At 61.0% G+C, this 25,162-nt stretch carries 26 protein-coding genes and 1 other RNA gene; 15 read left to right on the forward strand and 12 right to left on the reverse strand.

All coding sequences use genetic code 11. The features are described from left to right. Nucleotides 1–33: 33 nt before the first annotated feature. Nucleotides 34–1,428, forward strand: a complete 1,395-nt coding sequence (locus NBG89_RS17375; RefSeq protein ID WP_431320955.1) for a M20 family metallopeptidase — start codon at nt 34–36, stop codon at nt 1,426–1,428. Nucleotides 1,429–1,792: 364 nt separating this feature from the next. On the opposite strand, the gene NBG89_RS17380 is transcribed toward NBG89_RS17375, so the two are convergent. Further along, nucleotides 1,793–3,163, reverse strand: coding sequence for an IS1182 family transposase (locus NBG89_RS17380; protein WP_431320956.1), 1,371 nt, complete (start codon nt 3,161–3,163; stop codon nt 1,793–1,795). 156 nt (nt 3,164–3,319) lie between these two features. Between NBG89_RS17380 and NBG89_RS17385 the strand changes: the two genes are divergently transcribed. Next, a complete protein-coding gene (locus tag NBG89_RS17385; protein WP_431320957.1) occupies nt 3,320–4,267 on the forward strand; it encodes an AEC family transporter in 948 nt (315 codons plus the stop codon). A gap of 55 nt (nt 4,268–4,322) precedes the next feature. Here the strand turns inward: NBG89_RS17385 and NBG89_RS17390 are convergent, their stop codons facing one another. Further along, nucleotides 4,323–4,898: a c-type cytochrome gene (locus tag NBG89_RS17390; RefSeq protein WP_431320958.1), complete on the reverse strand. Its 576-nt coding sequence runs from the start codon at nt 4,896–4,898 to the stop codon at nt 4,323–4,325. Nucleotides 4,899–5,052: 154 nt separating this feature from the next. Between NBG89_RS17390 and NBG89_RS17395 the strand changes: the two genes are divergently transcribed. Both NBG89_RS17395 and NBG89_RS17400 read left to right on the forward strand, forming a co-directional pair. Continuing rightward, nucleotides 5,053–5,808, forward strand: coding sequence for a 3-deoxy-manno-octulosonate cytidylyltransferase (locus NBG89_RS17395; protein ID WP_431320959.1), 756 nt, complete (start codon nt 5,053–5,055; stop codon nt 5,806–5,808). A gap of 10 nt (nt 5,809–5,818) precedes the next feature. Beyond that, the gene (locus tag NBG89_RS17400) at nt 5,819–6,679 is read left to right on the forward strand and encodes a prephenate dehydratase (protein WP_088692583.1); all 861 of its coding nucleotides are present in this window, start codon (nt 5,819–5,821) and stop codon (nt 6,677–6,679) included. A gap of 34 nt (nt 6,680–6,713) precedes the next feature. On the opposite strand, the gene NBG89_RS17405 is transcribed toward NBG89_RS17400, so the two are convergent. From NBG89_RS17405 to NBG89_RS17425, 5 genes are all read right to left on the reverse strand, one after another. Next, the gene (locus NBG89_RS17405) at nt 6,714–7,082 is read right to left on the reverse strand and encodes a VOC family protein (protein WP_431320960.1); all 369 of its coding nucleotides are present in this window, start codon (nt 7,080–7,082) and stop codon (nt 6,714–6,716) included. 103 nt (nt 7,083–7,185) lie between these two features. After that, on the reverse strand, nt 7,186–7,413 hold the full coding sequence (locus NBG89_RS17410) for a hypothetical protein (protein WP_431320961.1): 228 nt from the start codon (nt 7,411–7,413) through the stop codon (nt 7,186–7,188). A 69-nt stretch (nt 7,414–7,482) separates the two neighbouring features. Next, on the reverse strand, nt 7,483–8,166 hold the full coding sequence (locus NBG89_RS17415) for a helix-turn-helix transcriptional regulator (protein ID WP_431320962.1): 684 nt from the start codon (nt 8,164–8,166) through the stop codon (nt 7,483–7,485). Between the two features lie 25 nt (nt 8,167–8,191). After that, complete coding sequence (gene nudC / locus NBG89_RS17420; protein ID WP_028749287.1) at nt 8,192–9,154, reverse strand: NAD(+) diphosphatase; 963 nt, start codon at nt 9,152–9,154, stop codon at nt 8,192–8,194. Beyond that, complete coding sequence (locus NBG89_RS17425) at nt 9,151–9,561, reverse strand: HIT domain-containing protein (RefSeq protein ID WP_431320963.1); 411 nt, start codon at nt 9,559–9,561, stop codon at nt 9,151–9,153. The genes nudC and NBG89_RS17425 overlap by 4 nt, the downstream gene beginning before the upstream one ends. An 88-nt stretch (nt 9,562–9,649) precedes the next feature. On the opposite strand from NBG89_RS17425, the gene ffs reads away from it, so the two are divergent. From ffs to NBG89_RS17445, 4 genes are all read left to right on the forward strand, one after another. Beyond that, nucleotides 9,650–9,746: signal recognition particle sRNA small type (gene ffs, locus NBG89_RS17430), an RNA gene on the forward strand. 46 nt (nt 9,747–9,792) lie between these two features. Continuing rightward, nucleotides 9,793–11,661, forward strand: coding sequence for a DNA polymerase III subunit gamma/tau (locus tag NBG89_RS17435; RefSeq protein ID WP_431320964.1), 1,869 nt, complete (start codon nt 9,793–9,795; stop codon nt 11,659–11,661). 22 nt (nt 11,662–11,683) lie between these two features. Continuing rightward, on the forward strand, nt 11,684–12,007 hold the full coding sequence (locus NBG89_RS17440) for a YbaB/EbfC family nucleoid-associated protein (RefSeq protein WP_007799011.1): 324 nt from the start codon (nt 11,684–11,686) through the stop codon (nt 12,005–12,007). Between the two features lie 74 nt (nt 12,008–12,081). Then, nucleotides 12,082–12,693: a LysE family translocator gene (locus tag NBG89_RS17445; protein WP_431320965.1), complete on the forward strand. Its 612-nt coding sequence runs from the start codon at nt 12,082–12,084 to the stop codon at nt 12,691–12,693. Nucleotide 12,694: 1 nt separating this feature from the next. Here the strand turns inward: NBG89_RS17445 and NBG89_RS17450 are convergent, their stop codons facing one another. Together NBG89_RS17450 and NBG89_RS17455 are read right to left on the reverse strand one after the other, a co-directional pair. Further along, the gene (locus NBG89_RS17450) at nt 12,695–13,222 is read right to left on the reverse strand and encodes a DUF992 domain-containing protein (protein WP_431320966.1); all 528 of its coding nucleotides are present in this window, start codon (nt 13,220–13,222) and stop codon (nt 12,695–12,697) included. Nucleotides 13,223–13,306: 84 nt separating this feature from the next. Beyond that, nucleotides 13,307–13,789 (reverse strand): Lrp/AsnC family transcriptional regulator, encoded by a 483-nt coding sequence (locus NBG89_RS17455; protein ID WP_431320967.1) that lies wholly within the window; start codon nt 13,787–13,789, stop codon nt 13,307–13,309. Between the two features lie 109 nt (nt 13,790–13,898). Here NBG89_RS17455 and NBG89_RS17460 point away from each other — a divergent pair, with 109 nt between their 5' ends. Further along, nucleotides 13,899–14,435, forward strand: coding sequence for an RBBP9/YdeN family alpha/beta hydrolase (locus tag NBG89_RS17460; protein WP_431320968.1), 537 nt, complete (start codon nt 13,899–13,901; stop codon nt 14,433–14,435). Here the strand turns inward: NBG89_RS17460 and NBG89_RS17465 are convergent. Beyond that, the gene (locus tag NBG89_RS17465; RefSeq protein ID WP_431320969.1) at nt 14,432–15,055 is read right to left on the reverse strand and encodes an MOSC domain-containing protein; all 624 of its coding nucleotides are present in this window, start codon (nt 15,053–15,055) and stop codon (nt 14,432–14,434) included. The genes NBG89_RS17460 and NBG89_RS17465 overlap by 4 nt on opposite strands. Before the next feature lie 57 nt (nt 15,056–15,112). On the opposite strand from NBG89_RS17465, the gene recR reads away from it, so the two are divergent. After that, nucleotides 15,113–15,718, forward strand: coding sequence for a recombination mediator RecR (gene recR / locus NBG89_RS17470; RefSeq protein ID WP_088692570.1), 606 nt, complete (start codon nt 15,113–15,115; stop codon nt 15,716–15,718). Nucleotides 15,719–15,726: 8 nt separating this feature from the next. Further along, on the forward strand, nt 15,727–16,980 hold the full coding sequence (locus tag NBG89_RS17475; protein ID WP_431320970.1) for a lytic murein transglycosylase: 1,254 nt from the start codon (nt 15,727–15,729) through the stop codon (nt 16,978–16,980). A gap of 2 nt (nt 16,981–16,982) precedes the next feature. Here the strand turns inward: NBG89_RS17475 and NBG89_RS17480 are convergent, their stop codons facing one another. Together NBG89_RS17480 and NBG89_RS17485 are read right to left on the reverse strand one after the other, a co-directional pair. Then, a complete protein-coding gene (locus tag NBG89_RS17480; RefSeq protein WP_431320971.1) occupies nt 16,983–17,438 on the reverse strand; it encodes a GNAT family N-acetyltransferase in 456 nt (151 codons plus the stop codon). A gap of 8 nt (nt 17,439–17,446) precedes the next feature. Then, nucleotides 17,447–19,078 carry an MFS transporter gene (locus NBG89_RS17485; RefSeq protein ID WP_431320972.1) on the reverse strand — a complete coding sequence of 544 codons (1,632 nt, stop codon included), beginning with the start codon at nt 19,076–19,078 and terminating at the stop codon, nt 17,447–17,449. Between the two features lie 226 nt (nt 19,079–19,304). Here NBG89_RS17485 and rimP point away from each other — a divergent pair, with 226 nt between their 5' ends. The 4 genes from rimP to infB all read left to right on the forward strand — a co-directional run bounded on the left by rimP (nt 19,305) and on the right by infB (nt 25,096). Continuing rightward, the gene (gene rimP, locus NBG89_RS17490) at nt 19,305–19,910 is read left to right on the forward strand and encodes a ribosome maturation factor RimP (protein WP_431320973.1); all 606 of its coding nucleotides are present in this window, start codon (nt 19,305–19,307) and stop codon (nt 19,908–19,910) included. Between the two features lie 60 nt (nt 19,911–19,970). Beyond that, nucleotides 19,971–21,575, forward strand: coding sequence for a transcription termination factor NusA (nusA, locus tag NBG89_RS17495; protein ID WP_088704171.1), 1,605 nt, complete (start codon nt 19,971–19,973; stop codon nt 21,573–21,575). Beyond that, nucleotides 21,575–22,264: an RNA-binding protein gene (locus tag NBG89_RS17500; protein ID WP_431320974.1), complete on the forward strand. Its 690-nt coding sequence runs from the start codon at nt 21,575–21,577 to the stop codon at nt 22,262–22,264. The genes nusA and NBG89_RS17500 overlap by 1 nt, the downstream gene beginning before the upstream one ends. 102 nt (nt 22,265–22,366) lie before the next feature. Then, nucleotides 22,367–25,096 (forward strand): translation initiation factor IF-2, encoded by a 2,730-nt coding sequence (infB, locus tag NBG89_RS17505; RefSeq protein WP_431320975.1) that lies wholly within the window; start codon nt 22,367–22,369, stop codon nt 25,094–25,096. Nucleotides 25,097–25,162 lie beyond the last annotated feature (66 nt).

Consider the following 25,162-nt stretch of genomic DNA (forward strand, 5'->3'; position numbering starts at 1 on the left):
CCGGTTTATTCCGTCTCGTGCTAGGTTGCGGGCATGACACGAGACGCCGCTATTGCCAGAGCAGTGTCCTACCTCACATCGGGCCATTTCCGGAAGGATCTGGCGCGACGGGTCGCGATACCGACGGAGAGTCAGAACTCTGACCGCGCGTCGGTGCTCGACCTGTATATCGAGACCGAGATGAAACCGGCCTTCGAAGACCTCGGATTTGAATGTCGCAAACTTTCCCAAGATGGCTGGCCATTTCTTTACGTCGAGCGCGACGAGGATGCCCTTCGACCGACGGTATTGGGTTATGGCCACGGCGACGTCGTCCGGGGGCTCGACAATGACTGGGACGAGGGCCTCCCTCCCTGGCAGCTGACCGAGCGGGATGGCAGGTGGTACGGCCGCGGTGTCGCCGACAACAAGGGCCAGCATACAATCAACATCGGTGCGCTTCGGGCCGTGATCGAAACGCGCGGGAAGCTTGGATTCAACGCCAAGTATCTGATCGAGATGGGGGAGGAAAAGCTTTCCCCTGGCCTGCATGTACTGGTTGCGGCTCATAAGGAATTATTCCGCGCCGACGTGCTGATCGCCTCGGATGGTCCCCGTCTTTCGGCCACGCGGCCAACCATCTTTCTGGGGTCTCGCGGGGCGATCAGCTTTGACCTCTGGATCGATGCCCGCAAGGGCGGCCATCATTCCGGTAATTGGGGTGGCCTTCTATCCGACCCTGCAATCCAGCTTGCCCATGCGATCTCCAGTATTGCCTCGCCCTCCGGCAGGATTCTGGTGCCGGAATGGCTCCCGACGGGTATTCCGGACAATGTTCGCCGAGCTCTTGCGGACTGTGAGATCGAGAGCGGTGCCGAAGACCCGCAGATTGATCCCGATTGGGGCGAGCCTGGTCTTACTTCGGCGGAGAAGCTGTTCGCCTGGTGCTCATTCGCCGTACTGGCCTTCGAGGCCGGAAACCCGAGGGCGCCTATTGGGGCCATTCCGCCGCGCGCCTGGGCTCGCTGCCAGCTGCGCTTCGTCGTCGGTGTTGAGGTGGAAAATATCTTGCCGGCTCTGCGCCGTCATCTGGATCAGTGCGGTTTTTCCCAGGTTCAAATAGCGCAGGCGAACGATGCTGCTTTTCGTGCGACGAGGCTAGATCCTGAACATCCATGGGTTCGGTGGGCGGCGGACTCGATTGGCCGCACAACGGGGAAAAAGCCGGCCATACTGCCGAACCTTGGCGGCTCGCTGCCCAACGATGCCTTCTCTGACATTCTGCAGCTTCCGACCGTGTGGATACCGCACTCATATCCGGGCTGCTCACAGCATGCGCCGAACGAACATCTGCCTGTTGACATCGCCCGTGAAAGTCTCGCGTTGATGGCAGGGCTTTATTGGGACCTCGGCGAGCCAAACGTTCCGGGAGCGTCAAACGGCGATTGACCCGTCAGTGAGCGCGAGGCTGGTGGCATTTGCTCCATAAGAGGGCAAAAATGCCGCCCTGACGTCATCCCCGTGTCATTTTCAACCCCTATAAGGATGCTCATTGAGATTGGCATGAGCGGCTTGCGGGCTGCAGCCAATGGAGAAGGGGATGATGCCCTTCGACGATACCGGAGCGACGCTGACCACGGATGAACTGGCGGCTCGCGAACCGGCTATCCGGCCAGACCGGATGCGGAAAAGCGGGCAAGGCCCGCTTTCAGACTGCTGACAAACCCGTCGATATTTCGGCGGGTTTTGTTTTTTGCGGATGGGATTTTTCTGGCTGCAGGATTCTGGCAGAGGGAAGTCGGGTCGTTCCGGCTTACGCGGTGGCCGGTTTTGGCGCTTTTGTCAGGGCCATTGCGATCTTCTTGATGTTTTGGGCGGCCGCAGCCAACAGGCACTGGCATGCGACACGGGTGCGACTTCGGAAGCGGGCATAGCGATGCCCGTGAAGCTGCTTGGCATCGGCAAATGATCGCTCGACCGTCTCCTTGCGGCGCTTGTAGATTGCCTTGCCCCAAGGGGTCAGGCGGTTGGCGTCGGTGCGCTGGCGGGCATCGGCCCAGATATGGCGGGTGATGGTGCGTGTCGCCGTGGCGTTATTGGTGCAGGAGGCCAGCAAGGGACAATCGCAGCAGATGGCAGGATCCGAACGATAGTGGCGATAACCGTTGCGGTCGGTGGTGGCATAGGCGAGCAGTTGGCCTTCGGGGCAGCGATAACCGTCTGTCTCGGGCTCATAGTCGAATTTCGACTTGCGCATCATGCCGGCTCTGGGCGGGGTTGGGTTGCGATAGCCGGTGACACCGAGGATCTGGCGGTCCTCAAGACCCTTGGCGATGCCGGATGTCGCATAGCCGGCATCCAGCCCGACAGCACCAACCTCGAAGCCGAACCGCTCACGCTGGCGGTCCAGCCGGTCGAGATAGACGATACTGTCATGCACATTGGCGGGCGTGACATGGGTATCGGTGATGATCGCAAGCTTGCCATCCACCGTGCGGTGATCGAGGTAGAAGAAGCCCTTTGGCTTGCCGTCGCGCACCATGTAACCGCTGTCGGGATCGGTGCGCGACACCTTGGTTTCCTTCACCTGCGGCTCGCGCTCCTTTTCCTTCAAGGGCTTCTGGCCGTGCACTGCCCGCTCGGCCTCAATCGCCCGGTCGAGGTCGGCCCAGTAATCGGAGCGCGACTTTTCGATCATCGCAAGATCATATTTGCCCTTGTTGGCATTCGCCTTCAGATGCGTTGAATCCGTGTAAAGCACCGTGCCATCCACCAGGCCATGGCGGATCGCCTGCTCAACGATATGATCAAAGATGTCCTGGGCGACCGACGTATCGTTGAAGCGCCGGCGGCGGTTCTGGGACAGCGTCGAGGCGTCAAACACACCATCCGTCAGCTTCAGCTGCAGAAACCAGCGATAGGCGACGTTGACCTCGATCTCGCGCACCAGCTGACGCTCCGAGCGGATGCCGAACAGGTAGCCAATGAACAGAGCCTTGAACATCAAGGTCGGATCGAGCGGCGGGCGGCCGTTGTCGGCGCAATAAAGCCCGGCAACGCGATCGTGGATGAACGAGAAGTCGATCACCGCGTCGATCTTGCGCAGCAAGTGATCCTTTGGCACCAGACTGTCGAGCGTCACCATCTCGAGAGCCGTCTGGGTGGGGGCAGGTTTCTTCAACATGTCCCAATGAATCATAAACCCCTGGACGGTGCCAGGGGTTTGTCAGCAGTCTGAAAGCGGGCAAGGCCCGCTTTTTTTGTTTTTTGCCCGGCGTGTTTGTCATCTCGTCCGATTTGCTGCTACGCATAATCATCTCTCGCAAGGCAGCCGCATTGAATGTCAGCCATCATCTTCGACGTCCTTCCCATTTTCATCATGATCCTGATCGGTTGGCTGACCGTGAAACTGCGGCTGATGAAGGCGGAGATCGGGGATGCGCTGAGCGAGTTCGTCTTCAAGGTCGCCGTGCCGTTGTTACTGTTCCGCACGATCGCCGAAGCTGATTTTCATGGTGCCTCGCCGTTCCGTCTCTGGATCGCCTACTTCTCCGGCGTTGCGGTGACATGGGTCGCCGCCCATATCGCCGCGACGCGCTTCTTCGGGCGCGATGACCGCATCGGTGTGCTGGCCGGAGTGTCGTCAGCCTTCGCCAACACAATCTTCATCGGCTTGCCGCTCGTCCAGCGCACGGTCGGCGACAAGGGGCTCGTGCCGCTCTCCATTCTGATCGCGGTCCATCTTCCTGTGATGATGATCATCGGGACCATTATGATGGAGCGCGCCGAACACAAGATCGCCGGCAAGACGGAGCGCAGCATCGCCAAAGTGGTGCGCCAGATCGCCCATAATCTCCTCAAGAACCCTCTGGTGATCGGCTTGGCCGGGGGCGCTACCATGCATCTTCTCGGTCTCACCATGCCGGGGCCAGTCGAATCCATCGTCAATCAGATCGCGGGCGTGGCCGGGCCGGTTGCGCTGATCTCGCTCGGCATGGCGCTCGAAAAATACGGGATATCGGGCAACGCGGGCATTGCCAGCGTCACCTCCGCCTTCAAGCTGTTGCTGTTGCCGGCCTGCGTCTGGACGGCAAGCCGCCTGGTGGGCCTAGCCGGCGATTGGACGGCCGCTCTTGTGCTGATCTCGTCCGTTCCGACGGGCGTCAACGCCTGGCTGATCGCCAATCGCTTCGGTGTCGGCCATAGTCTGGCAGCCTCGACAATCACGCTGACCACCGCGCTCGGCGCCATCTCGGTGACGTTCTGGGCTTTTCTGCTCGGTGCATAGGACAAAAGAAAAGCCCGGCGTGGGGCCGGGCTTGTCCGCAAGAGCAGCGTAGCGATTATTGCGTCGCGCTAGCCGGTGCGTTCGGATCCGGAAGCGGAACCGGCGAATCGGCCAGGGTGTGAAGGTAGAGGATAACGTTGGCGCGATCCGTGTCCTTCGGTAGACCCGCAAAGCCCATCGCCGTGCCGGCAACATACTTCTTCGGCGCTGTCAGGAAATGGTTCAGATGATCGAAGGTCCACTTCTCGCTGCCGCCCTTGGAGAAGTCCTTCATAGCAGACGAATAGGCAAAGCCCTCGTGCGTGCCGATTGGACGATCGACGAGACCATAGAGGTTCGGGCCAACTTTGTTCGGCCCCCCCTTGGTCGCGTCATGACAGGCCTGACACTTCTTGAAGATAGCTTCGCCGGCCTTGGCGTCTGCCTTTGCGAGCAGCTGCGCGATCGGAACGGCTGCAGCAGGTGCGGCCTCGCCGCCACCGGAGGCTGCCGCCTCTTCGGCTACGATCGCAAAACCTTCCTTTTCCGGCTTCTCCGAATGAAAGATCCCCTCCGACGCGATGGAGACGGACATCAGAACGAAAACCGTCCCGAGCAGTGCCCCCACCGCCGTATTCACGTATGAATTCATCTGCAATGCTCCCCTTGCAGCCGGCAGACATAAAACCGGACCATCTTGAAATCGCGCGGAACCTATGTCTTTTGGCTATTCGTTGCAACAGTCTAAATGGGCTGTTGCGTGAGACTTTTTGACACCTTTCCGCCCGGATTAGAAGGCCCGAACAATGACCAGTCCAAATTTAGATGACGTGCTCGTGTTGATCCCGGCTCGCATGGCATCGACCCGTCTTCCGGGTAAGCCGCTCGCCGATATTTGCGGGCTGCCGATGATTGTTCAGGTGGCCTTGCGTGCCAAGGAGGCTGCGATCGGCCGCGTCGTCGTCGCGGTCGATGACCAGGAGGTCTACAATGTCGTTGCCGAGGCGGGCTTCGAAGTCACTATGACGAGCAAGGATCATCAATCCGGTTCGGATCGTATCTACGAAGCCCTGGCGAAGGTGGACCCGGAGGGGCGCGCCAAGTTCATCGTCAACGTGCAGGGTGACTTACCGACGATCGAGCCGGAAACCGTTCGTGCCGCGCTGCGCCCGCTGGAAGACCAAAGCGTCGATATCGGGACGCTGACGATCGAGATCGAGGACGAGGCCGACAAGACAGCGCCTCATATCGTCAAGGTCGTCGGTTCGCCGCTCTCCGACAGCCGCCTGAAAGCCCTCTACTTTACGCGCGCCACGGCACCCTACGGCAACGGCCCGCTCTATCATCATATCGGCCTTTATGCTTACCGCCGCTCGGCCCTGGAGCGTTTCGTCACGCTCGGACCGTCCGTGCTGGAGAAGCGCGAGTCGCTCGAACAGCTACGCGCGCTCGAAGCTGGCATGCGCATCGATGTCGAGATCGTTGACACGATTCCGCTTGGTGTCGATACTCCCGCCGACCTTGAAAAGGCGCGGCGCATTCTCTCCGCTAGAACGAAGTGACGGATTTCCCATGAATATCAAGACCAACAGGATCGCCTTTCAGGGCGAGTTCGGCGCGAATTCCGACATGGCGTGCCGCGACATGTTTCCGACCATGGAACCGCTGCCGTGCCAGACGTTCGAGGATGCCTTTGTGGCGGTCGAGAACGGCGATGCCGATATCGGGATGATCCCGATCGAAAACACAATCGCCGGTCGCGTCGCCGACATTCATCACCTGTTGCCGGAGTCGCGTCTGCACATCATCGGCGAGTATTTCATGCCGATCCGATTCCAGCTGATGGTGCTTCCTGGCGTCACCAAGGATGAAATCCGCACCGTTCACAGCCACATCCATGCGCTCGGCCAGTGCCGCAAGATCGTTCGCTCGCACGGCTGGAAGCCGGTGATCGCTGGCGATACGGCCGGCGCGGCAAAGCTCGTCAAAGAGACCGGAGATCGCTCGATGGCAGCGCTTGCTCCGCGTCTTGCTGCGGATCTCTACGGTCTCGAGATCGTTGCAGAGAACGTCGAAGATACTGAGGACAACGTCACCCGCTTCGTCGTCCTCGCTCGCGACGAGGAATGGGCGCATCGGAACTCCGCTGAAGAGAAGGTCGTCACGACCTTTGTCTTCAACGTCCGAAACATCCCTGCCGCGCTCTACAAGGCGCTCGGCGGTTTTGCGACGAACACCATCAACATGACAAAACTGGAGAGTTATCAGCTCGGTGGCAAGTTTGTCGCAACGCAGTTCTATGCCGACATTGAAGGCCATCCGAACGATCCGAACGTCCGGCGTGCGCTCGAAGAGCTGCGCTTCTTCTCCGAGAAGGTGCGCATTCTCGGCGTCTACAAGGGTCACCCGATGCGGGGCCAGTTACAGAAATGAAAAGGGCGCCTCCGGGCGCCCTTTCTGTTTTAGCTTACTTGTCCGGCTCACACACACGCAGGCGATGGCCGTCCGGGTCGAGCACGACGAAGGTCGGACCGAAATCCATGTCTGTGAGGTCTTGCGCGATTGGTAGCTGGCGTTTGCGCCAGTCCTCGTAAAGCGTTGACACGCCGTTCTCTCCGGGAACCATGAAGGCGATCTCGGCGCGGCTGCCGGTGGCGGACGGCTGCGGCGTAACATTGCTCAGCCGCCAGAGGCCGAGCGTGAAACCGCCGTCGAGCGCGAAAGTGACAAAGTTCGGCGCTTCGGCCACCGGCTCGCGGCCGAGCAGTGACCGGTAGAAGCCGGCGCTCGCGGCCGGATCCTTGACGTAGAGAATGATGAGATTCGGGCTGTTCATCGGGTCGTCCTCGTTGTGACAGGGTGGCAGGCGAAGAAACGCCGCTGCACCCATGGCAGCGGCGACGGTCGGTAACGCGTCTTGGGAGTTGCGTAGTCGCGGTCTATCCTTCGTGGCAGGTCCGGCCCCAATCCACGAAGCCGAGATCGCGTTTCATCGTCTCCGATAGCGCCTCCGGATCGAGGCGCGGATACTTGCTCCGTGCCATCTGGCGCGACGCCTTCAGCATCATCCGAAGCAGCATGGATTGCGGATATCCTGCATGGTCAGAGGTGTCCTCGATCGGAGGATTGCCACGCGTCGATCTGGTAAGGTTCAAGCTCGTCATCATCGGTCCTCCTGTTGGATTTGTACCGATAATAGCGCTGACCACTGTCAGTTTATGGCAGTAGTGTCGCGCTCAGTGCGCAACATCCTGTCGGTCTCGCCATTCCTTGAGAAGGACCGCGCGTCTGCGCGGATAACGCCCGTCCCGCGGAATCATCTCGACGATTCGGTCGGTGCGAAAGTGACGGTAATCCTGACGCAATTCGCACCAGGCGACAACAACACGCACTTGTTCGAAATAACTCAGCGCGAAAGGCCAGATATTGCGTACGGAGACGGTACCGCTCTCATCGGAATAGGTCAGCTTGAGAATCCGTTCGTTGCGGATTGCCTTGCGAATGGCACCGAGGTCCGCCTTGTCGGCGACGGGCGGCTTTAGGTGGACGAGCAGCGTCGATGTCTCGATTTCGTCGCGCATCTCTTGCGGTAGCACATCCGCGATCTTGGCCAGCGCATCGGCCCCGGCAGCGGCAAGTCGCGAATCGGCAGCACGCGCGACCCATCGCGAGCCGAGGACGAGCGCCTCGATTTCGTCTTGCGAGAACATCATCGGCGGCAGCATGAAGCCCGGCTTCAGTACATAGCCGAGGCCCGGCTCTCCTTCGATCAAGGCGCCTTGCGCCTGCAGGCTCGAAATGTCCCGGTAAAGTGTGCGGATGCTGACGCCGGTTTCCGTTGCGAGCACGGCACCGCTGACCGGCCGGCGATAGCGTCGCAGGGTTTGCAGCAGCGTCAAAAGGCGTTCGGAGCGCGCCATGTCATGGGCCTCGTTCTGTCAGGCCTTATTGCCTTTTCCACTCCACCCAGTCGCGCATCAGCCGGTGGGCGATCGCGCCCTTGGGCGGCGGTGCCTTGCCCGTTGCGCTGGGGCGCTCGAGCATCTCAAGCGTTTCCTCGCGCGTGAACCAGCGGCAGTCTTCCAATTCCTGGCTGTCGAACTTGACCTCCTTGGACTTGGCTTCGGCATAACAGCCGATCATCAGTGTATGCGGCATCGGCCAGGGCTGCGAGGCGTGGTAGCGAATCCGTCCCGTATGAATTCCGGATTCTTCCAGTGTCTCGCGCCGCACGGCGTTCTCGATCGTTTCGCCCGGCTCCACGAAACCGGCGAGACAGGAATACATGCCCGGCGCAAAGTGCGGGCTTCGGCCGAGGAGGCAGAGATCGCGCTCCTCATCAATGGTCAGCATGATGACGACGGGATCGGTGCGCGGGAAGATTTCGTGTCCGCAGGCGGAGCAGACGCGCTTGTAGCCGCCGATATGGATCTCCATGGTCGAGCCGCAGCGGCCGCAGAACTTATTGTCCCGGTTCCAGCGGATGAGGCTTGCTCCTTGGGCGAACTCACCGAGCAGGACCTCGTCGATCAGCATTTCGCGGAACAGTGAACGGCCATCCGAGGGCTTGTAATGGCTGGCGAGTTCTTCTTCCGGAACACCCACCGGCACGGCGAGACGCGGTTCCCCGGTCTTGCGGTAGCCGAGCAGCACTGTTTCGTCCCAGTTCGGCTGTAGGTCTTTCAGTTCGTAGCGCGCAAACAACGGATCGAGCACTTGCCCATCATGCTTGAGGACCAGCTTGTCGCCAGCGAAGGCGAAGATATGGGTTCCTTCCTTCGCCAATGCCTTGTCGACCGAGGTCTCGTCGCGATGTTCGGAATCGCGGATCAGGTCATTGGCGGCGAAGGCAGTCAGACTGCTGGGTTCCGGATGCGGAACATCCGAATCGAAAAGCGAACGGCTCATGATGAAAGGGCTTCCCGCAACTTCTCTATAAGGTCATCTCTCTTGTCCGCCGCATAAGGCTCAGCCTTGCCAAAACCCCAAACCGGATTTGGCCAATTGGCATCGCCTTCGAAGCGGGCAATGACATGAACATGAAGCTGACGGACGATATTGCCAAGGGCCCCAATATTGATTTTTGTGGCGCCGGTGATCGTCTTCAGTGTGGAGGCGACCATCTCCGTCTCGAATGTCAGCATCACCTGATCGAGGGGTGTGAGTTCGAAGACTTCGCTTATATCCATCCTGCGTGGCACAAGAATCAGCCACGGCCAGCGGGCGTCCTTCGACAGCCTGAGATCGCAAAGTCCGGTCTGCATGACTCTGTCGCTATCGCTTTCCAACCGACGGTCGAGCTTGAATTCGTCCAACAGGCATTCCTCCATGTTTTCCTGAGGCTAGCAGTTTTTTTTGAGCTTGGCTTGCTTTTGATGGCGATATTGCCGATATGTGCATCCGGGAGGTTGGTGGTGGACGAGCCACTCGCCAACCGGGTCAGGTCCGGAAGGAAGCAGCCCTAACGAGCCCGGCACGGGTCATCGTGCCAGCCTCCCACCTTTCTCTCCATTCTTGCTCGGGCAGTCCGGGTGATAAGCAGGGCGATGAGCGACACCGAGCGACAGTCAAAAGATGCCGCCTCGACGGGCACCGGATACCGGGTGCTGGCACGCAAATACCGCCCCAAGGATTTCACGGATCTGATGGTCGGCCAGGAGCCGATGGTCCAGACCCTGACCAACGCCTTCGAGACCGGCCGTATCGCGCAGGCCTACATGCTGACCGGCGTTCGCGGGGTCGGCAAGACGACGACGGCCCGCATCCTCGCTCGTGCGCTGAACTATAAGACGGCCGATATCGACAAGCCGACGATCGACCTACGGATTCCTGGCGAGCATTGCCAAGCGATCATGGAAGGCCGGCATGTCGACGTCATCGAGATGGATGCCGCCTCTCACACCGGTATCGACGATATCAGAGAGATCATCGAGCAGGTGCGCTACCGTCCGGTTTCGGCGCGCTACAAGGTCTACATCATCGACGAAGTGCACATGCTCTCGACGCAGGCCTTCAACGGCCTGCTGAAGACGCTCGAAGAGCCACCGGAGCATGTGAAGTTCATCTTCGCTACCACCGAAATCCGCAAGGTCCCGATCACGGTCCTGTCGCGCTGCCAGCGCTTCGACCTGCGCCGCATCAGCGCCTCTGATCTCGTTGGCCTCTTCACTACGATCGCGTCAAAGGAAGGCATCGAGGCCGAGCCCGATGCGCTGGCGATGATCGCCCGTGCGGCCGAAGGCTCGGCGCGTGATGGTCTTTCGCTGCTTGATCAGGCGATCGCCCATGGTAGCGGTGCCGTTTTGACCGAAGCCGTGCGCGGGATGCTTGGCCTCGCCGACCGTGCCCGCATCGTTGATCTCTTTCATCACATCGTCAAAGGCGATGTCGCTGCGGCGCTCGGCGAATTCGAAAGCCAGTACGAAGCCGGCGCCAATCCTGTTGCAGTGCTGACCGATCTTGCTGATTTCACGCATCTCGTCACGCGGCTGAAATATGTGCCTGATGCCGCGAACGACCCATCGCTCAGCGAAATCGAACGCACGAAGGCTGCTGAATTCGCGCAAGGCGTGGCGGTGACGACGCTGTCGCGCATCTGGCAGATGTTGCTGAAGGGCATTCCGGAGGCCGAGGGTTCCTCGCGCCCGGCCGGTGCCGCCGAGATGGTGCTGATCCGACTGGCGCATGCCGCGCATCTGCCGGCGCCGGAAGATGCCGCGCGCCGTCTCGCAGAGTTTTCGGAGACGAACGGCGGCGGCCGTCCAACAGCCTCGTCAGGCAACGGCGGTGGCGGCGCAACGGTGAACTATCAGGGGAATCTGGCGGCACGATCGACGGAGTCGATTCCCCGTCCACAGCCCGCCGGCCCGACCGCGATGCTGCGCGCGGTGCCTAATCCCAATCCGCAGAGCATGCCGGTCGGTCGCGTTGAGACGAAGCCAATCGAAGCGCCAAAGCCATCGGTGCCAGTCAATTCCATTGCTGATATCGCCAATCTGGCCGGCGAAAAGCGCGATGCCAAGATCAAGGCACTGGTGCGCAACTTCGTGCGCCCCGTTCGCATCGAACCCGGTCGCCTCGACGTCAATCTGACGGAAGGCGCCCCCGCTACGCTGCTCAACGAACTGGCGGTCAAGCTCAAGGAGTGGACTGGCATCCATTGGATCGTCAGCCTCAGTCGCGAGCAGGGCCAGCCGACCATCGTCGAGGCCGAAGCCAACGCCAAAGCGCAACAGGTCAGCGACGCGCGTCAGGATCCGGATGTGGCGGCGATCCTCGCACAGTTTCCGGGCGCCAAGATCATCGATGTCCGCGTGCGGGCGCCAGAGCCCGATGAGGAAGAGGAGGTCAAGGCGCCGGCCGCTGCCGAATCCGACGAGGGCGACATCCTGCCAGGCGACGACATAATTTTCTAAAGTATCGAGAAGGAGCGAGACGATGCGCGACATCATGGGCATGATGGGCAAAGTCAAGGAAATGCAGGCCAAGATGGAGAAGATGCAGGCGGAGATCGCCGAACTCCATGCGGAGGGCAAATCGGGTGGCGGTCTCGTTACCGTCATTCTCAACGGCAAGGGCGAGATGCAGAGCCTGAAGATCGACCCGTCACTGTTCAAGGAAGACGACGTCGAGATTCTCGAAGACCTGATCGTTGCCGCTCACAAGGATGCCAAGGACAAGGCTGAAGCCGCCGCCGCTGAAAAGACCAAGGCGCTGACCGCCGGCCTGCCGATTCCTCCCGGTTTCAAGATGCCGTTCTGATCTCCGGCAGAGATCAAGAGAGAGGTGTCGGCTGCGTCGGCATCGCTTCCGTCACGCAGTAGGGAGGATTGCCGATGACGTTGACCAGTCTATTTGTCTTTGCCTCCGCATTGTTCGTGGCGGCCGGTTCCCCGGGGCCAAGTGTCGCCGCACTCGTTGCCCGCGTGATTTCCAAGGGTGCGCGTGACGTTCTGCCGTTCCTGGCGGCCATGTGGCTCGGCGAAGCAATCTGGCTGACTTGCGCCGTCGCAGGCCTCGCGGCGATTGCCGAAACCTTCCACTACGCCTTCGTTGCCATCAAGTGGCTTGGCGTCTGCTATCTGTTCTATCTCGCCTGGAAGATGTGGTTTGCATCGCCCGATAGTGAAGGCGAGGCGCTGCCCGATGCGCAGTCGCCGCTGAAGCTCTTTCTGGCTGGTATGACGGTAACGCTCGGCAACCCGAAGATCATGATGTTCTATATGGCGCTACTGCCGTCGATCATCGACATCCACGCCGTGACCGTCGACGGTTGGGCCGAACTCGTTGCGATGATGTTTCTGGTGCTGATCGTGATCGATATCAGCTGGGCGCTGGCAGCCGCCAAGGCAAGAAGCTTCCTGAAGAGCCGCCGCGCGGTGCGTATGGCCAATCGTGCCAGCGCCGGTACGATGGCCGGCGCTGCTGTCGCAATCGCGATGCGCTAGGCTACCTCTGCGAGATATGCCGCTTGGGGGCTGGTGGCGGAGGTGCCGGTGGCACCCAGGTCAGGATCATATTCGCAACGCCCGCTGCGATATTGAGACCGGACGTGCCCTCAGCCGAGACCGGTTGTAGAGCAATCGAGCCCTCGAACCCCCCGATCAGGACATTGGCCCCAACACCGAGCCCGACCGTCGCATTGGCTGCGACGCCGGAGTAGCTGCCCTGCAGGGCACCGTCGAGCCGGTTGGTCGGTGCGTAGACGAGCCAAATCAATCCGCCGCCGGCGAGAGTCCCGATATCAACGCCAAACTTGGTGATCGTGCCGGTATAGTGTTCGCTCGGTCGATCAGGGGAGGACGGCGTGAATATGCAGTTGAGCGTCCGCTTGGAGCCGATGATGACACCGAATCCCGGAGAAATATCACAGCCCAGCGAGCCGACTTTGACGCGGGCTGCCGCCGGCGTTGCTGATAGGAAGGCAGTGGCTGTTGCGGCAATGACTGCCGCCGCGATAAGTCTTGCGATGGACATGCGAGCCTCCTTCGATTTGCACTCCGTGCGTGAAAATCTAGGAGTGTTGTCGTCGTCAGCAAGTGGTAGTGGTCGAAATCCGTCTCAGGGGTAGTTGCGGGGCAGTTTCATCAGTTCGCGACCGATCGGCTTCATAGGCTCGCTGCGCAACACGAGGGATGTTGTTACCGCACCATAGCGCGCTATGCTGTCGACGATGATTTCAAGCTCGGACGGTGAGGGGACCAAGACTTTCAACACGAAACAGTCCTCTCCGGTCAGCCTTAGAACCTCGATAATCTGCGGCATTTCGGAGAATTGCTTGAGGCAGGCACGGATATGTTCGTGGGTGGTGCGTAGCCGGATTATGGCGATCATGCCCAGCCCGAGTGCCGCCATGTTGATGCGGGCACCGTAACCCTCGATAATGCCTCGCTCTTCCAGGCGTTTCAGCCGCTCGGAGGCGGCCGGTTGTGACAGGCCGACCTTTCGCCCGAGTTCGGAAACGGAGATGCGTCCGTCCGCCTGCATGATCTCGACAATCAGCATGTCGGTGGGGTCAAGTTGCCGGTTCACGAAGCCAGTCATTATTGTTCGCCTTTAATTCATCGGCTGGAGGATATTTTGGCCGATGATTTCCTATGTCCGTTGCCGACTATCTCATGCAGCTTACGCGTCGAGCAACAGGAAGGAATCGATGCGAGATATCATTACCTTGCCCGGCATCGGCGGGTCTGGCGAAGCACACTGGCAATCCCGATGGGAGGCGAGCGATTCTCGCATACGGCGCTTTTCGCCCTCGAATTGGGATCAGCCAGACCTTGAGGATTGGATTGCAGCGCTGGACCGTGCCGTTGCACAGTCAAAGGCCGAACCGGTTCTCGTCGCTCATAGCCTCTCCTGTCTGCTGGTTGCCCATTGGGTTTGGCGGGGCAAGCATCGCGCCCGTGGCGCTCTGCTGGTCGCTCCCCCGGATCCGTCTTCGCCGGCTTTTCCGTCAGAGGCTGCCGGCTTTGCCAATCCACCGGCAAGTGCGCTCCCGTTCGCGTCCCTTGTCATAGCCAGCAGCGACGACCCTTTCGGCTCGCTTAACCATGCGCGCACCACGGCCAACGGTTGGGGCAGCGAATTCATGGACATCGGCGCCCGCGGTCACATCAACGGGACGAGTGCGCTTGGCGAGTGGCCGCAGGGAAGGGCCGCTCTGGCAGCCCTTCAGGCGCGCTTGCGCTAGACCTCTGCCTGCGCTTCCAGGATGTTGCGGAGCCTGTAGTGGATCGGAGCCGAGAGATAGCGGTTGCGATCCTGCGTCGCGAGCGTCTTGCCGAATGTCGCGATCATCTCGGGCATCGTGACCTTTTCGCCGCCATAGGGGAGATGGTCGATCGGCATTCCGGCCGCGATCGCTCCATTCTTCAGAACGCGGCAATAGACGCCCGGTCGCGCCGCTTTGGTGTAGCGCTTGGCGAAGCGCGGGTCGCCCATCCGGGCGGCAAAGGTCGCGCAAGGGATACGCGCGCTGGTGACCTCGAGAACCAGATTGCCGGCTATGAATCGATCACCGACCGAGACGATGCGGTTATCGAGACCGCCGATCACCATGTTCTCTCCGAACGTGCCCGGCTCGACGATTCGTCCTAGTTCCTTCGACCACCACTCGAGCGTCAGCGACCCCTCGAGATAGACGGCCTGGTCGACGCCGCCATGGTGCTTGCGGTTGCTGATTGCATCGCCGACGAGCCCCTCGGCATCGACAAGCACATTGCCGCCGATCGGATGCTTGTAGATGCCCGTCTTGCAGCTCTTGCCGGGCAGGCGCTCGGCACTGCCGATGCAGACGGCGAGGATTTTCATTCGCTCCGCACTCCCAACATGTTTCCGTTTTGGCATCATATGGGCTAATAACCGCTCATGGCAAAGCGAGTCACTGGCCCCGAAATCGAAAAACTGATCCAGCTGCTGGCGAAGGTGCCGGGCCTCGGCCCGCGCTCCGCGCGTCGCGCCGCGCTGCATCTCATCAAGAAAAAGGACCAGCTGCTCGGCCCTTTGTCGAATGCGATGGGCGAGGCCTATGACAAGGTCAAGATCTGCTCGCGTTGCGGCAACGTCGATACGGTGGATCCCTGCACTGTCTGCACGGACGACCGCCGCGACCAGTCCGTCATCATCGTTGTCGAAGATGTTTCCGACCTCTGGGCGCTGGAGCGCGCCGGCGCGCTGAACGCCGCCTATCATGTCCTCGGTGGTACCTTGTCTCCCTTGGATGGGGTCGGACCCGACGATCTCAATATTCGCGGCCTGATCGAGCGCGTCACTGCCGGCGGCATTCGTGAGCTGATCATCGCGGTCAATGCGACCGTCGAGGGACAAACGACAGCACACTATATAACCGACCAGCTGACCGGGCTGGACGTCAAGATTACGCGCCTTGCCCACGGTGTCCCGGTCGGCGGCGAACTCGACTATCTCGACGAAGGAACGCTGCAGGCGGCACTCAGGGCGCGCACGGCAATCTAGGGGGAAGCATGAGTAAGCGCATTTTCGGCCGCCTTTTGATCGCGACGGCAGCGCTGCTGACGCTGTCATGCGGGCCGGCACTTTCGGCGTCCAAGGCCGATGTCGAGGCGCAGTTCGAGAAATGGGTGCAGACTGACCTCTGGCCGGAAGCGCAGAAGAACGGCATTTCGGAGCGGGCGTTTAGCGCATCCTTTGCGGGCGTCGAACTCAATTGGGACCTGACCGATCTCGCGCCTCCCGGCTTCCCGCCGCCGAAGCAGCAGAAGCAGACACAGGCCGAATTTTCATCCCCAGGTCCGTATTTCAATGAGGACCGGTTGGCGCGGCTGACCGCCACCGGCCGAGGCTTTGCCTCGCAATATGCCTCGGCGCTGAAAAAGATCGAAAGGACCTACGGCGTTCCCGGTTCGATCGTGCTGGCCGTCTGGGGGCGCGAAACGGGGTTCGGGGCAGCGAAAATCCCGAATTCGGCGATCGAAGTGCTGGCGACCAAGGCTTTCATGTCGACGCGCAAGGAGATGTTCCGCACGGAACTTCTTGCTGCCCTGCACATCATCGATCGCGGCGACGCAACGCCTGCTGAATTCAAGGGGTCGTCTGCCGGTGCACTCGGTCAGCCGCAGTTCATGCCCACCAGCTACCTCAAGTATGCCGTCGATTTCGATGGCGACGGCCATCCCAATATCTGGACGTCTGTACCCGATACACTTGCCTCGATTGCCAACTTCCTGGCCCAGAAGGGCTGGCAGCGCGGTCGTAGCTGGGGCTATGAAGTCACGATTCCCGATCAGGTTTCCTGTGCGCAGGAGGGGCCGGATCTCGCCAAGCCCGTATCGCATTGGGCCTCGCTTGGCATCACGCGCATATCGGGCAAGGCCTTCCCCTCCGACGAAGGCAAGGCATCTGGCATGATGCTCGTCCCGGCGGGCCGCGACGGACCGGAATTCGTCGTCACGCCGAACTTCTACGTGATCAAGGAATACAACAACTCCGATCTTTACGCGCTCTATATCGGCAATCTCGCGGATCGGATCGCCTATGGTTCCGGCGCCTTCCAGGGGCCGTGGGGCGATGTCGGCAAGATGCTGCGCTCCGACGTGGCGGCCATGCAGAAGGCGTTGGAGAAAAAGGGATATGATGTCGGCGGCTCCGACGGGCTGCCGGGTTACAAGACGCGCCGGTCCATTGGTCAGTGGCAGGAAAAGAACGGCATGAAGCCCACCTGTTATCCCGAGGCATCGATGATCGGCAGGTTGAAGTAAACCTAGAGGCTACGCTTCAGCCCTTCGTGGCTCGCGACGAACCCCAGCTTCTCGTAGAAGCGGATCGACTCCGTCCGCGATTTGTCGGAGGTCAATTGTACCAGGCCGCAACCGCGCTCGGCGCAGCGCGCCACCGCCCATTCGATGAAATCGGAGCCAAGGCCCGATCCTCGGGCGCCCCTAGCGATGCGCACGCTTTCGATCTGTCCGCGCCACATGCCAGTCCGCGACAGACCGGGAATGAAGGTCAGCTGCAGGCAGCCGACGACGCGATCGCGCTTATTGACGGCGACGGCCAGCAACTGGTTGGGATCGGCCTCGATCGCCGCGAATGCTGCGACATACCTGGCATCCGGCGGATCCGAGACGATCTCGCGCGTCGCTCCTAGATCGTCGTCGGCAAGCAGGTCGATGATATCAGGCAGATCGGAAGAACGGGCAGGGCGGAAGGAATGCATGACTTGCCTCAATGGTGCAGGTCGATTGGCGCCTTGTAGAAGACGTCGTCATTGGGCGGAATAGCCTGGCGCTCGATCAGCCGGTGCACCTTCGGTAGGTCCTCGCCGCGGTGAAGATCGCGCAATCGTTCGATGTTTTCCGCATCGGCCTGCGTGCGGCGCTGATTGTGCCGGATGTATTCGACCCAGGTCGGCGTGTGATAGGTCTCCGTCCATCGGCCTGGCTTTTCGAGGTCGCGCATCAGCGCCCAATTGCGGGCGCCATCGCGAATGCGGATCCGTCGGCGGTCACCCATCAGTGCCAGGAACTCGGGAACATCAGCATCGGCGATTTCGTAGTCGATCTGGACGACGATTGGGCCACTGCGTGGCGTAATATCGAGACCGAGCGCCGGTTCGGTGAAGCGGTTCAGCGGGTCGAGGTTGAGCGAGGCAAAGGCCGGCATGGCGAAGCGCAGCCCGACGACGATGCCGAAGAGCATGACAACGGCCGAGATCAGCAGGGCATTGGAGACACCGTAACGGTCGGCGGCCACGCCCCAGATCCAGCTACCGCCCGCAATGCCGCCAAAAGTCACCGTCTGATAGAGGGACAGCGCGCGACCGACGACCCAACGCGGCGTCGACAGCTGCACGATCGTATTGAACAGCGAAAGCGCTAATACCCAGCAAGCGCCCGATATCGCCAGTCCGGCGCAGGTCAGCGCGGCAATCGGGCTGAAGGCGGCGATCGCGGCGCTCAGTGCAAAGCCGGCGAAGGAGATACGCACGATCGTTTCGCTCGAAAAGCGTTCGCGCAGCCAATCATTCAGCACCGCGCCGCCGATCGCGCCAATACCAAAGGAGCCGAGCATGAGGCCATAGGTCAACGGGCCGCCGACAACGAGGTTGATCGCCACGATCGGCAGCAAAGCGAGTATCGAGCTGGCACTGATCCCGAAGATGAGACCGCGCAGCAGCACTTTCTGCAGATTGGGCGACATCGACACATAACGAAGGCCAGCAAACACCGCGCTGCCGAGCGTCTCCCGCGGCAGGGTGGAGGTCGGCAAGCTCGGTTTCCAGCGCATCAGCGCATAGATCAGCGCGAAATAGCTCAGTGTGTTGACGGCAAACGCCGCCGCGGCGCCGGCGGCAGCGACGATGACACCACCGATCGCCGGGCCGACGCTGCGCGTGATGTTGAAGCCGACGCTGTTGAGCGTGACGGCGCCAGGCAGATCCGCCCGCGGCACGATGTCGCCGACCGAGGCCTGCCAGGACGGGTTGTTTAGCGCCGTGCCGCATCCGATCAGAAACGTGAAGAAAAGGAGCAGCCACGGCGAAAGCCAGCCGAAATAGGCCGAGATGCTAAGCAGCGCCGAAACAGCAAGCATGAAGTATTGCGCCGTCAGCATCACCCGGCGCCGGTCGAAGCTGTCGGCAAGGGCGCCAGACACGAGCGAAAAAAGCATGATCGGCAACGCCGTCGATGTCTGCACCAGCGCGACCATATTCTCCGATGCCGTGATGGTCGTCATCATCCAGGCGGCGCCGACCGCCTGGATCAATCCCCCGAAATTCGAGGCGAGGCTTGCAAACCAGATCCTCCGGTAGGTTTCGTGCCGCAACGGCGCCAGTGTCGACGAAGTGTAAGGCACGATCCCTCCCGATGCCGGTCCCTAGGAACCAATATATGGCGCAAGATGCCTCTGGCTAGCGCCGGGGCGCATCCGGAACGTTGGCGACGGAGCTTGCAATTTCGGAAAAACCGGCCTATATGGCTCTCAAATCTTGATCGTTTTGATGAAGAGTGGGCCGCAAGGACCCGCTCTTTTTTATTACCGCGATCACCCAAAATGCATGAAATTGCTAGGAGCGCATCGCTTGTCGGATCCGACGAAAGCAGACAATGAACTTGAGCCGCGGCTGATCACCGAGACCGGTCTCGACCAGCGTCTTGCCGACATTATCGAGCCTGTATTGGTGGATCTCGGGTTTCGCCTGACCCGCGTGCGGATGCTCAATCAGAACGGCGCAACCCTCCAGATCATGGCCGAGCGCAACGACGGAACGATGACTGTGGAGGACTGCGAGGCGGTCTCGATGGCCATTTCTCCGGTTCTGGATGTGGAAGATCCGATCGATCGGGAGTATCATCTCGAGGTGTCTTCGCCGGGTATCGATCGTCCGTTGGTGCGGAAATCGGATTTCACCCGCTGGCAGGGACACCTTTTGAAGTGCGAGACGTCGATCATGATCGGCAACCGCAAGCGCTTCCGCGGCAAGATCGTGGAGAGCGATGCGGATGGTTTCACGCTCGAGCGTGACCAGGTTGCCTATGGCGAAGAGCAGAAGGTTGTCATCCCTTTCACTGCGCTCAGCGATGCGAAGCTCATTCTGACCGACGATCTGATCCGTGATGCACTGCGCGCCGACAAGCTGGCGAAGGCAGAGGCCGCGAACCAGAACGAAGCGGAAGACGAAGAATAACCGATCAACTTGTGGCTCCAGGGACGGGAACCCGGGACGCCTAGACGGAGAGAAAAGACAATGGCAGTCAGTGCGAACCGGCTCGAACTTCTGCAGATCGCAGATGCAGTGGCGCGCGAAAAAGTCATCGACCGCGAGATCGTGCTTGCCGCAATGGCGGACGCGATCCAGAAGGCAGCGCGCTCCCGCTACGGTACCGAGTCCAACATCCGCGCCGACATCAATCCGAAGACCGGTGAGATCCGTCTTCAGCGTCTGCTCGAAGTTGTCGACAAGGCTGAAGACTATTCGACCCAGATTCCGCTTGAGCTGGCCCGCGATCGCAACCCGGATGCAGCGCTTGGCGATTTCATCGCCGATCCGCTGCCGCCGATGGATTTCGGCCGTATCGCTGCCCAATCCGCCAAGCAGGTCATCGTCCAGAAGGTTCGCGAAGCCGAGCGTGACCGCCAGTTCGACGAGTTCAAGGATCGCGTCGGCGAAATCGTCAACGGCACCGTCAAGCGCGTCGAATACGGCAACGTCATTGTCGACCTCGGCCGTGGCGAAGGCATCATCCGCCGTGACGAAATGATCCCGCGCGAAAACGTCCGCTATGGCGATCGCGTCCGCGCATACGTATATGACGTTCGCCGTGAACAGCGCGGCCCACAGATCTTCTTGTCGCGCACGCATCCGCAGTTCATGGTCAAGCTCTTCACCATGGAAGTGCCTGAGATCTACGACGGCATCATCCAGGTGAAGTCGGTTGCCCGCGATCCGGGTTCGCGCGCCAAGATCGCCGTGATCTCGAACGACAGCTCGATTGATCCGGTCGGCGCCTGCGTCGGTATGCGCGGTTCGCGTGTTCAGGCCGTCGTCGGCGAACTCCAGGGCGAAAAGATCGACATCATTCCGTGGTCGCAGGACCCGGCGACCTTCGTCGTCAACGCCCTGCAGCCGGCTGAAGTCGCCAAGGTCGTTCTCGACGAGGATGCCGAGCGCATCGAAGTCGTGGTTCCGGACGAGCAGCTGTCGCTGGCCATCGGTCGCCGCGGTCAGAATGTCCGCCTGGCGTCGCAGCTGACCGGCTGGGACATCGACATCATGACGGAAGCCGAAGAATCCGAGCGCCGTCAGAAGGAATTCAACGAGCGCACCAACCTGTTCATGGATTCGCTCGACGTTGACGAAATGGTCGGTCAGGTTCTGGCCTCGGAAGGTTTTGCGGCAGTCGAAGAGCTTGCCTATGTCGACCTTGACGAAATTGCCTCAATCGACGGTTTTGACGAAGACACGGCACAGGAAATCCAGACGCGTGCCCGCGAATATCTGGAGCGCCTGGAAGCCGAAATGGACGAGAAGCGCAAGGCGCTCGGCGTTTCCGACGAACTGCGCCAGATCGACGGCATGACCGCGCAGATGATGGTCGCGCTCGGCGAAGACAGCATCAAGACGATTGAGGACTTCGCCGGCTGCGCCGCTGACGATCTCGTTGGCTGGAGCGAGCGCAAGAACGGCGAGACCAAGAAATTCGAAGGCCTGTTCTCGAAGTTCGACGTTTCGCGCGTCGAGGCTGAGCAGATGGTCGTCCAGGCTCGCCTCGCGGCTGGCTGGATCACCGAAGAAGACCTCGCCAAGGACGCGGAAGCTGAAGAAGCTCCCGAGGCCGAGCAGGAAGTATAATGTCCGCGCGTGAGCCGACCGTTTCTCCTGAGGACGACGATCTTGCAGGATATGACGTGAATGGTCGCATGTGCATCGTGACGCGCGAAAGCGGATCGCCGGATGAGCTGATCCGCTTCGTTGCCGCTCCGGATGGGACTGTCATCGCCGACCTGAAGCGACAGCTTCCGGGACGCGGCTGCTGGGTCAAGATCGATCGCTCGTTGGTCGACAAGGCGGTGGCGAAGAAGCTCTTCGCCCGCGCCTTGAAAGCGGATGTGAAGGCGGCAGCCGATCTTGGCCAAGCCGTAGAGACGCTGTTTGCGCAGCAGTTGATGCAGATGATGAACATGGCTCGCAAGGCGGGCCAGTTCGTTACGGGTTCCGCGAAAGTGGATGCCGCAGTCAGGAGTGGAGCCGCGATCGCAGTGTTCCACGCAACGAATGCCGCCGAGGATGGCGTGAGAAAGATAGACCAGGCTCGCAAGGCTTGGCATCTCGGAATGGAAACCGAGGAAGAAATACCTTCCTTCCGTCTCTTCTCGGAGGACGAAATGGAAGGGGTGATGGGCCAGAACGCTTTTATCCATGCTGCAGTGCTTGCAGGGCAGGCGGGTGAGGGTGTAGTGAAGCGCGCAAAGATGCTCGAACAGTACCGTAGTGGCGGTCAGTCCCGGGCACCGGGCGGCGCTGGCCGGCAAAAACAATGATACGGTCACCGGCATCGGCCGGCTGCTACATCATTGATCGACAGTATTTGAACGACAGGGTCTGATGACGTCATCGCTCCCTGTCCGAAGGAACGGGAACGAATGACCGATAGCAATGACGACAAGACACTGAACGGACCGGGCAAGAAGACTTTGACCCTGAAGCCGTCGGGAATGAGCCAGGGCACCGTGCGCCAGGATATGGGCCGCGGCCGCACCAAGGCGGTCGTTGTCGAGACCCGCAAGCGGCGTCCGATGCGTCCGGAGGACGAGCGCCCGATCACCCCCGTAGGCTCCAGCGCTCCGGTTCGTGCCGAAGCAGCTCCGAGCGTGCACCAGCCGCGCGCGCCGCAGGTGCCACAGCCGCGCATTCAGCCGACGGGCGGCCAGCAGTCGCGTCCGCAGCAACCTTCTTCTCAGCCTCCGCGTCAGCAGGATCGCCCTCGTCCGGTGGTCCTGAACCATCTGTCGCCTGAGGAAATGGATGCGCGCCGGCGCGCGCTCGCCATGGCACAGGTTCGCGATGCCGAGGATGCGGTTCGCCGCGCCGAGGAAGAAAAGCGCCGCGCCGCGGAAGAAGCCGTGCGCCAAGCCGCTGAGGCTGAGGAAGCCAAGCGCCGCGCTGCGGAAGAAGCTGCTGCTCGGGCCGCTGAAGCCGCCGCCGCTCCGACTGCGCCAGCAGCACCTGCTGTTGTCGAGCAACGCACTGAGGCGCCGCGCGTTCAGCCGGCTGCGCCCGTCGCGCGCCGTCCGGATGCTGCGCCATCTCCGGCCGTGGCACGCCCGGCACCTGGCGCTGTTGCGCCGGCTGGACGCGGTCGTCGCGACTCTGACGACGACGATCGCTCTGCGCCGCGTGGCGGCGCGCCGGTTCGTGGTCGTGTCGTTCGTCCCGAGCCCGCAAAGCCGGTGACGACTCGCCCCAAGGGTGAGGAGGATCGTCGCCGCGGAAAGCTGACGATCACGACCGCAAGCGAGGATGAAGACAGTGCACGCGGCCGTTCGCTCTCGGCAATGCGCCGTCGTCAGGAGAAGTTCCGCCGCAGCCAGATGCAGGAAACCCGCGAGAAGATTTCGCGAGAAGTCGTTCTGCCGGAGACCATTACCATCCAGGAACTGTCGCAGCGCATGTCCGAACGCGCGGTCGATGTCATCAAGTACCTGATGAAGGAAGGCCAGATGATGAAGCCGGGCGACGTCATCGACGCCGACCTTGCTGAACTCATCGCTGGCGAATTCGGCCACACAGTCAAGCGCGTTTCTGAATCCGACGTCGAACTTGGCATCTTCAACGTTGCCGACGATGAGGGCGATCGCGTTTCGCGTCCGCCTGTTGTGACCATCATGGGCCACGTCGACCACGGCAAGACCTCGCTGCTCGACGCCATCCGTCATGCCAATGTGGTTGCTGGCGAAGCCGGTGGTATCACGCAGCATATCGGCGCCTATCAGGTCGAGCAGAACGGTCAGAAGATCACCTTCATCGACACCCCCGGCCACGCCGCCTTTACGGCAATGCGTGCCCGCGGTGCGCAGGCGACCGACATCGCGATCCTGGTCGTTGCAGCTGATGACAGCGTCATGCCGCAGACGATTGAATCGATCAACCATGCCAAGGCGGCTGGTGTTCCGATCATCGTGGCGATCAACAAGGTCGACAAGCCGACCGCCGATCCGCAGAAGGTGCGCACGCAGCTCCTGCAGCACGAAGTCTTCGTGGAATCGATGGGCGGTGAAGTTCTTGACGTCGAAGTTTCGGCCAAGACCGGAAAGAACCTCGACAAGCTGCTGGAAGCCATTCTGCTGCAGGCCGAAATCCTGGACCTCAAGGCCAATCCGAACCGCACGGCGGAAGGTACCGTCATCGAAGCCCAGCTCGACCGTGGCCGCGGTTCGGTTGCCACGGTTCTCGTCCAGAACGGTACGCTGAAGCCCGGCCAGATCATCGTCGCTGGTGATGTCTGGGGTCGTGTCCGCGCCCTCGTCAACGACAAGGGCGAACACATGAAGGAAGCCCCGCCGGCCATGCCGGTCGAGGTGCTCGGCCTTTCCGGCACGCCGCAGGCAGGTGACAGGTTCGCCGTCGTTGAAAACGAAGGCCGCGCCCGCGAGATCTCGGAATATCGCCAGCGTCTCGCTCGCGACAAGGCTGCCGCCCGCCATTCGGGCCAGCGCGGCTCGCTGGAACAGATGATGACGCAGCTGCAGTCGGCGGGCGTCAAGGAGTTCCCGCTGGTCATCAAGGGTGACGTGCAGGGTTCGATCGAAGCGATCGCTGGTGCGCTCGAAAAGCTCGGTACGGACGAAGTTCGTGCCCGCATCGTTCACTCGGCTGTCGGCGGTGTAACGGAATCGGATATCTCGCTTGCCGAGGCATCGGGTGCTGCGATCATCGGCTTCAACGTTCGTGCGAATGCACAGGCCCGTACGCTGGCAGAACGCCAGGGCATCGAAATCCGTTACTACAACATCATCTACGATCTGGTGGATGACGTGAAGGCGGCGATGTCGGGTCTGCTCTCGCCGGAGCGTCGCGAAACCTTCCTCGGCAATGCCGAGATCCTCGAGGTGTTCAACATCACGAAGGTCGGCAAGGTCGCGGGTTGCCGTGTTACCGAGGGCAAGGTCGAGCGTGGAGTTGGTGTCCGCCTCGTCCGCGACCACGTCGTCATCCACGAAGGCAAGCTCAAGACGCTCAAGCGCTTCAAGGACGAAGTCTCGGAAGTGCATTCCGGCCAGGAATGCGGTATGGCTTTCGAGAATTACGAAGACATCCGCGCCGGCGACACGATCGAGTGCTTCCGCGTCGAGCACATCACCCGTACGCTCTGATCGTGTGATATTGGACATTTGGACGGGCGCCGGATCAACTGAGGCCGGCGCCCGAACCTTTTGAGG

It is taken from the genome of Rhizobium sp. YTU87027, from assembly GCF_050644135.1.
In the GTDB taxonomy this organism is placed as follows: Bacteria; Pseudomonadota; Alphaproteobacteria; order Rhizobiales; family Rhizobiaceae; genus Rhizobium.

What these genes read in the sequence shown, in the direction of transcription:
- NBG89_RS17375 (WP_431320955.1), top strand. Translation starts at nt 34, where the DNA reads ATGACACGAGACGCCGCTATTGCCAGAGCAGTGTCCTACCTCACATCG.
- NBG89_RS17380 (WP_431320956.1), bottom strand. Translation starts at nt 3,163, where the DNA reads ATGTTGAAGAAACCTGCCCCCACCCAGACGGCTCTCGAGATGGTGACG.
- NBG89_RS17385 (WP_431320957.1), top strand. Translation starts at nt 3,320, where the DNA reads ATGTCAGCCATCATCTTCGACGTCCTTCCCATTTTCATCATGATCCTG.
- NBG89_RS17390 (WP_431320958.1), bottom strand. Translation starts at nt 4,898, where the DNA reads ATGAATTCATACGTGAATACGGCGGTGGGGGCACTGCTCGGGACGGTT.
- NBG89_RS17395 (WP_431320959.1), top strand. Translation starts at nt 5,053, where the DNA reads ATGACCAGTCCAAATTTAGATGACGTGCTCGTGTTGATCCCGGCTCGC.
- NBG89_RS17400 (WP_088692583.1), top strand. Translation starts at nt 5,819, where the DNA reads ATGAATATCAAGACCAACAGGATCGCCTTTCAGGGCGAGTTCGGCGCG.
- NBG89_RS17405 (WP_431320960.1), bottom strand. Translation starts at nt 7,082, where the DNA reads ATGAACAGCCCGAATCTCATCATTCTCTACGTCAAGGATCCGGCCGCG.
- NBG89_RS17410 (WP_431320961.1), bottom strand. Translation starts at nt 7,413, where the DNA reads ATGATGACGAGCTTGAACCTTACCAGATCGACGCGTGGCAATCCTCCG.
- NBG89_RS17415 (WP_431320962.1), bottom strand. Translation starts at nt 8,166, where the DNA reads ATGGCGCGCTCCGAACGCCTTTTGACGCTGCTGCAAACCCTGCGACGC.
- nudC (WP_028749287.1), bottom strand. Translation starts at nt 9,154, where the DNA reads ATGAGCCGTTCGCTTTTCGATTCGGATGTTCCGCATCCGGAACCCAGC.
- NBG89_RS17435 (WP_431320964.1), top strand. Translation starts at nt 9,793, where the DNA reads ATGAGCGACACCGAGCGACAGTCAAAAGATGCCGCCTCGACGGGCACC.
- NBG89_RS17440 (WP_007799011.1), top strand. Translation starts at nt 11,684, where the DNA reads ATGCGCGACATCATGGGCATGATGGGCAAAGTCAAGGAAATGCAGGCC.
- NBG89_RS17445 (WP_431320965.1), top strand. Translation starts at nt 12,082, where the DNA reads ATGACGTTGACCAGTCTATTTGTCTTTGCCTCCGCATTGTTCGTGGCG.
- NBG89_RS17450 (WP_431320966.1), bottom strand. Translation starts at nt 13,222, where the DNA reads ATGTCCATCGCAAGACTTATCGCGGCGGCAGTCATTGCCGCAACAGCC.
- NBG89_RS17455 (WP_431320967.1), bottom strand. Translation starts at nt 13,789, where the DNA reads ATGACTGGCTTCGTGAACCGGCAACTTGACCCCACCGACATGCTGATT.
- NBG89_RS17460 (WP_431320968.1), top strand. Translation starts at nt 13,899, where the DNA reads ATGCGAGATATCATTACCTTGCCCGGCATCGGCGGGTCTGGCGAAGCA.
- NBG89_RS17465 (WP_431320969.1), bottom strand. Translation starts at nt 15,055, where the DNA reads ATGAAAATCCTCGCCGTCTGCATCGGCAGTGCCGAGCGCCTGCCCGGC.
- recR (WP_088692570.1), top strand. Translation starts at nt 15,113, where the DNA reads ATGGCAAAGCGAGTCACTGGCCCCGAAATCGAAAAACTGATCCAGCTG.
- NBG89_RS17475 (WP_431320970.1), top strand. Translation starts at nt 15,727, where the DNA reads ATGAGTAAGCGCATTTTCGGCCGCCTTTTGATCGCGACGGCAGCGCTG.
- NBG89_RS17480 (WP_431320971.1), bottom strand. Translation starts at nt 17,438, where the DNA reads ATGCATTCCTTCCGCCCTGCCCGTTCTTCCGATCTGCCTGATATCATC.
- nusA (WP_088704171.1), top strand. Translation starts at nt 19,971, where the DNA reads ATGGCAGTCAGTGCGAACCGGCTCGAACTTCTGCAGATCGCAGATGCA.
- NBG89_RS17500 (WP_431320974.1), top strand. Translation starts at nt 21,575, where the DNA reads ATGTCCGCGCGTGAGCCGACCGTTTCTCCTGAGGACGACGATCTTGCA.
- infB (WP_431320975.1), top strand. Translation starts at nt 22,367, where the DNA reads ATGACCGATAGCAATGACGACAAGACACTGAACGGACCGGGCAAGAAG.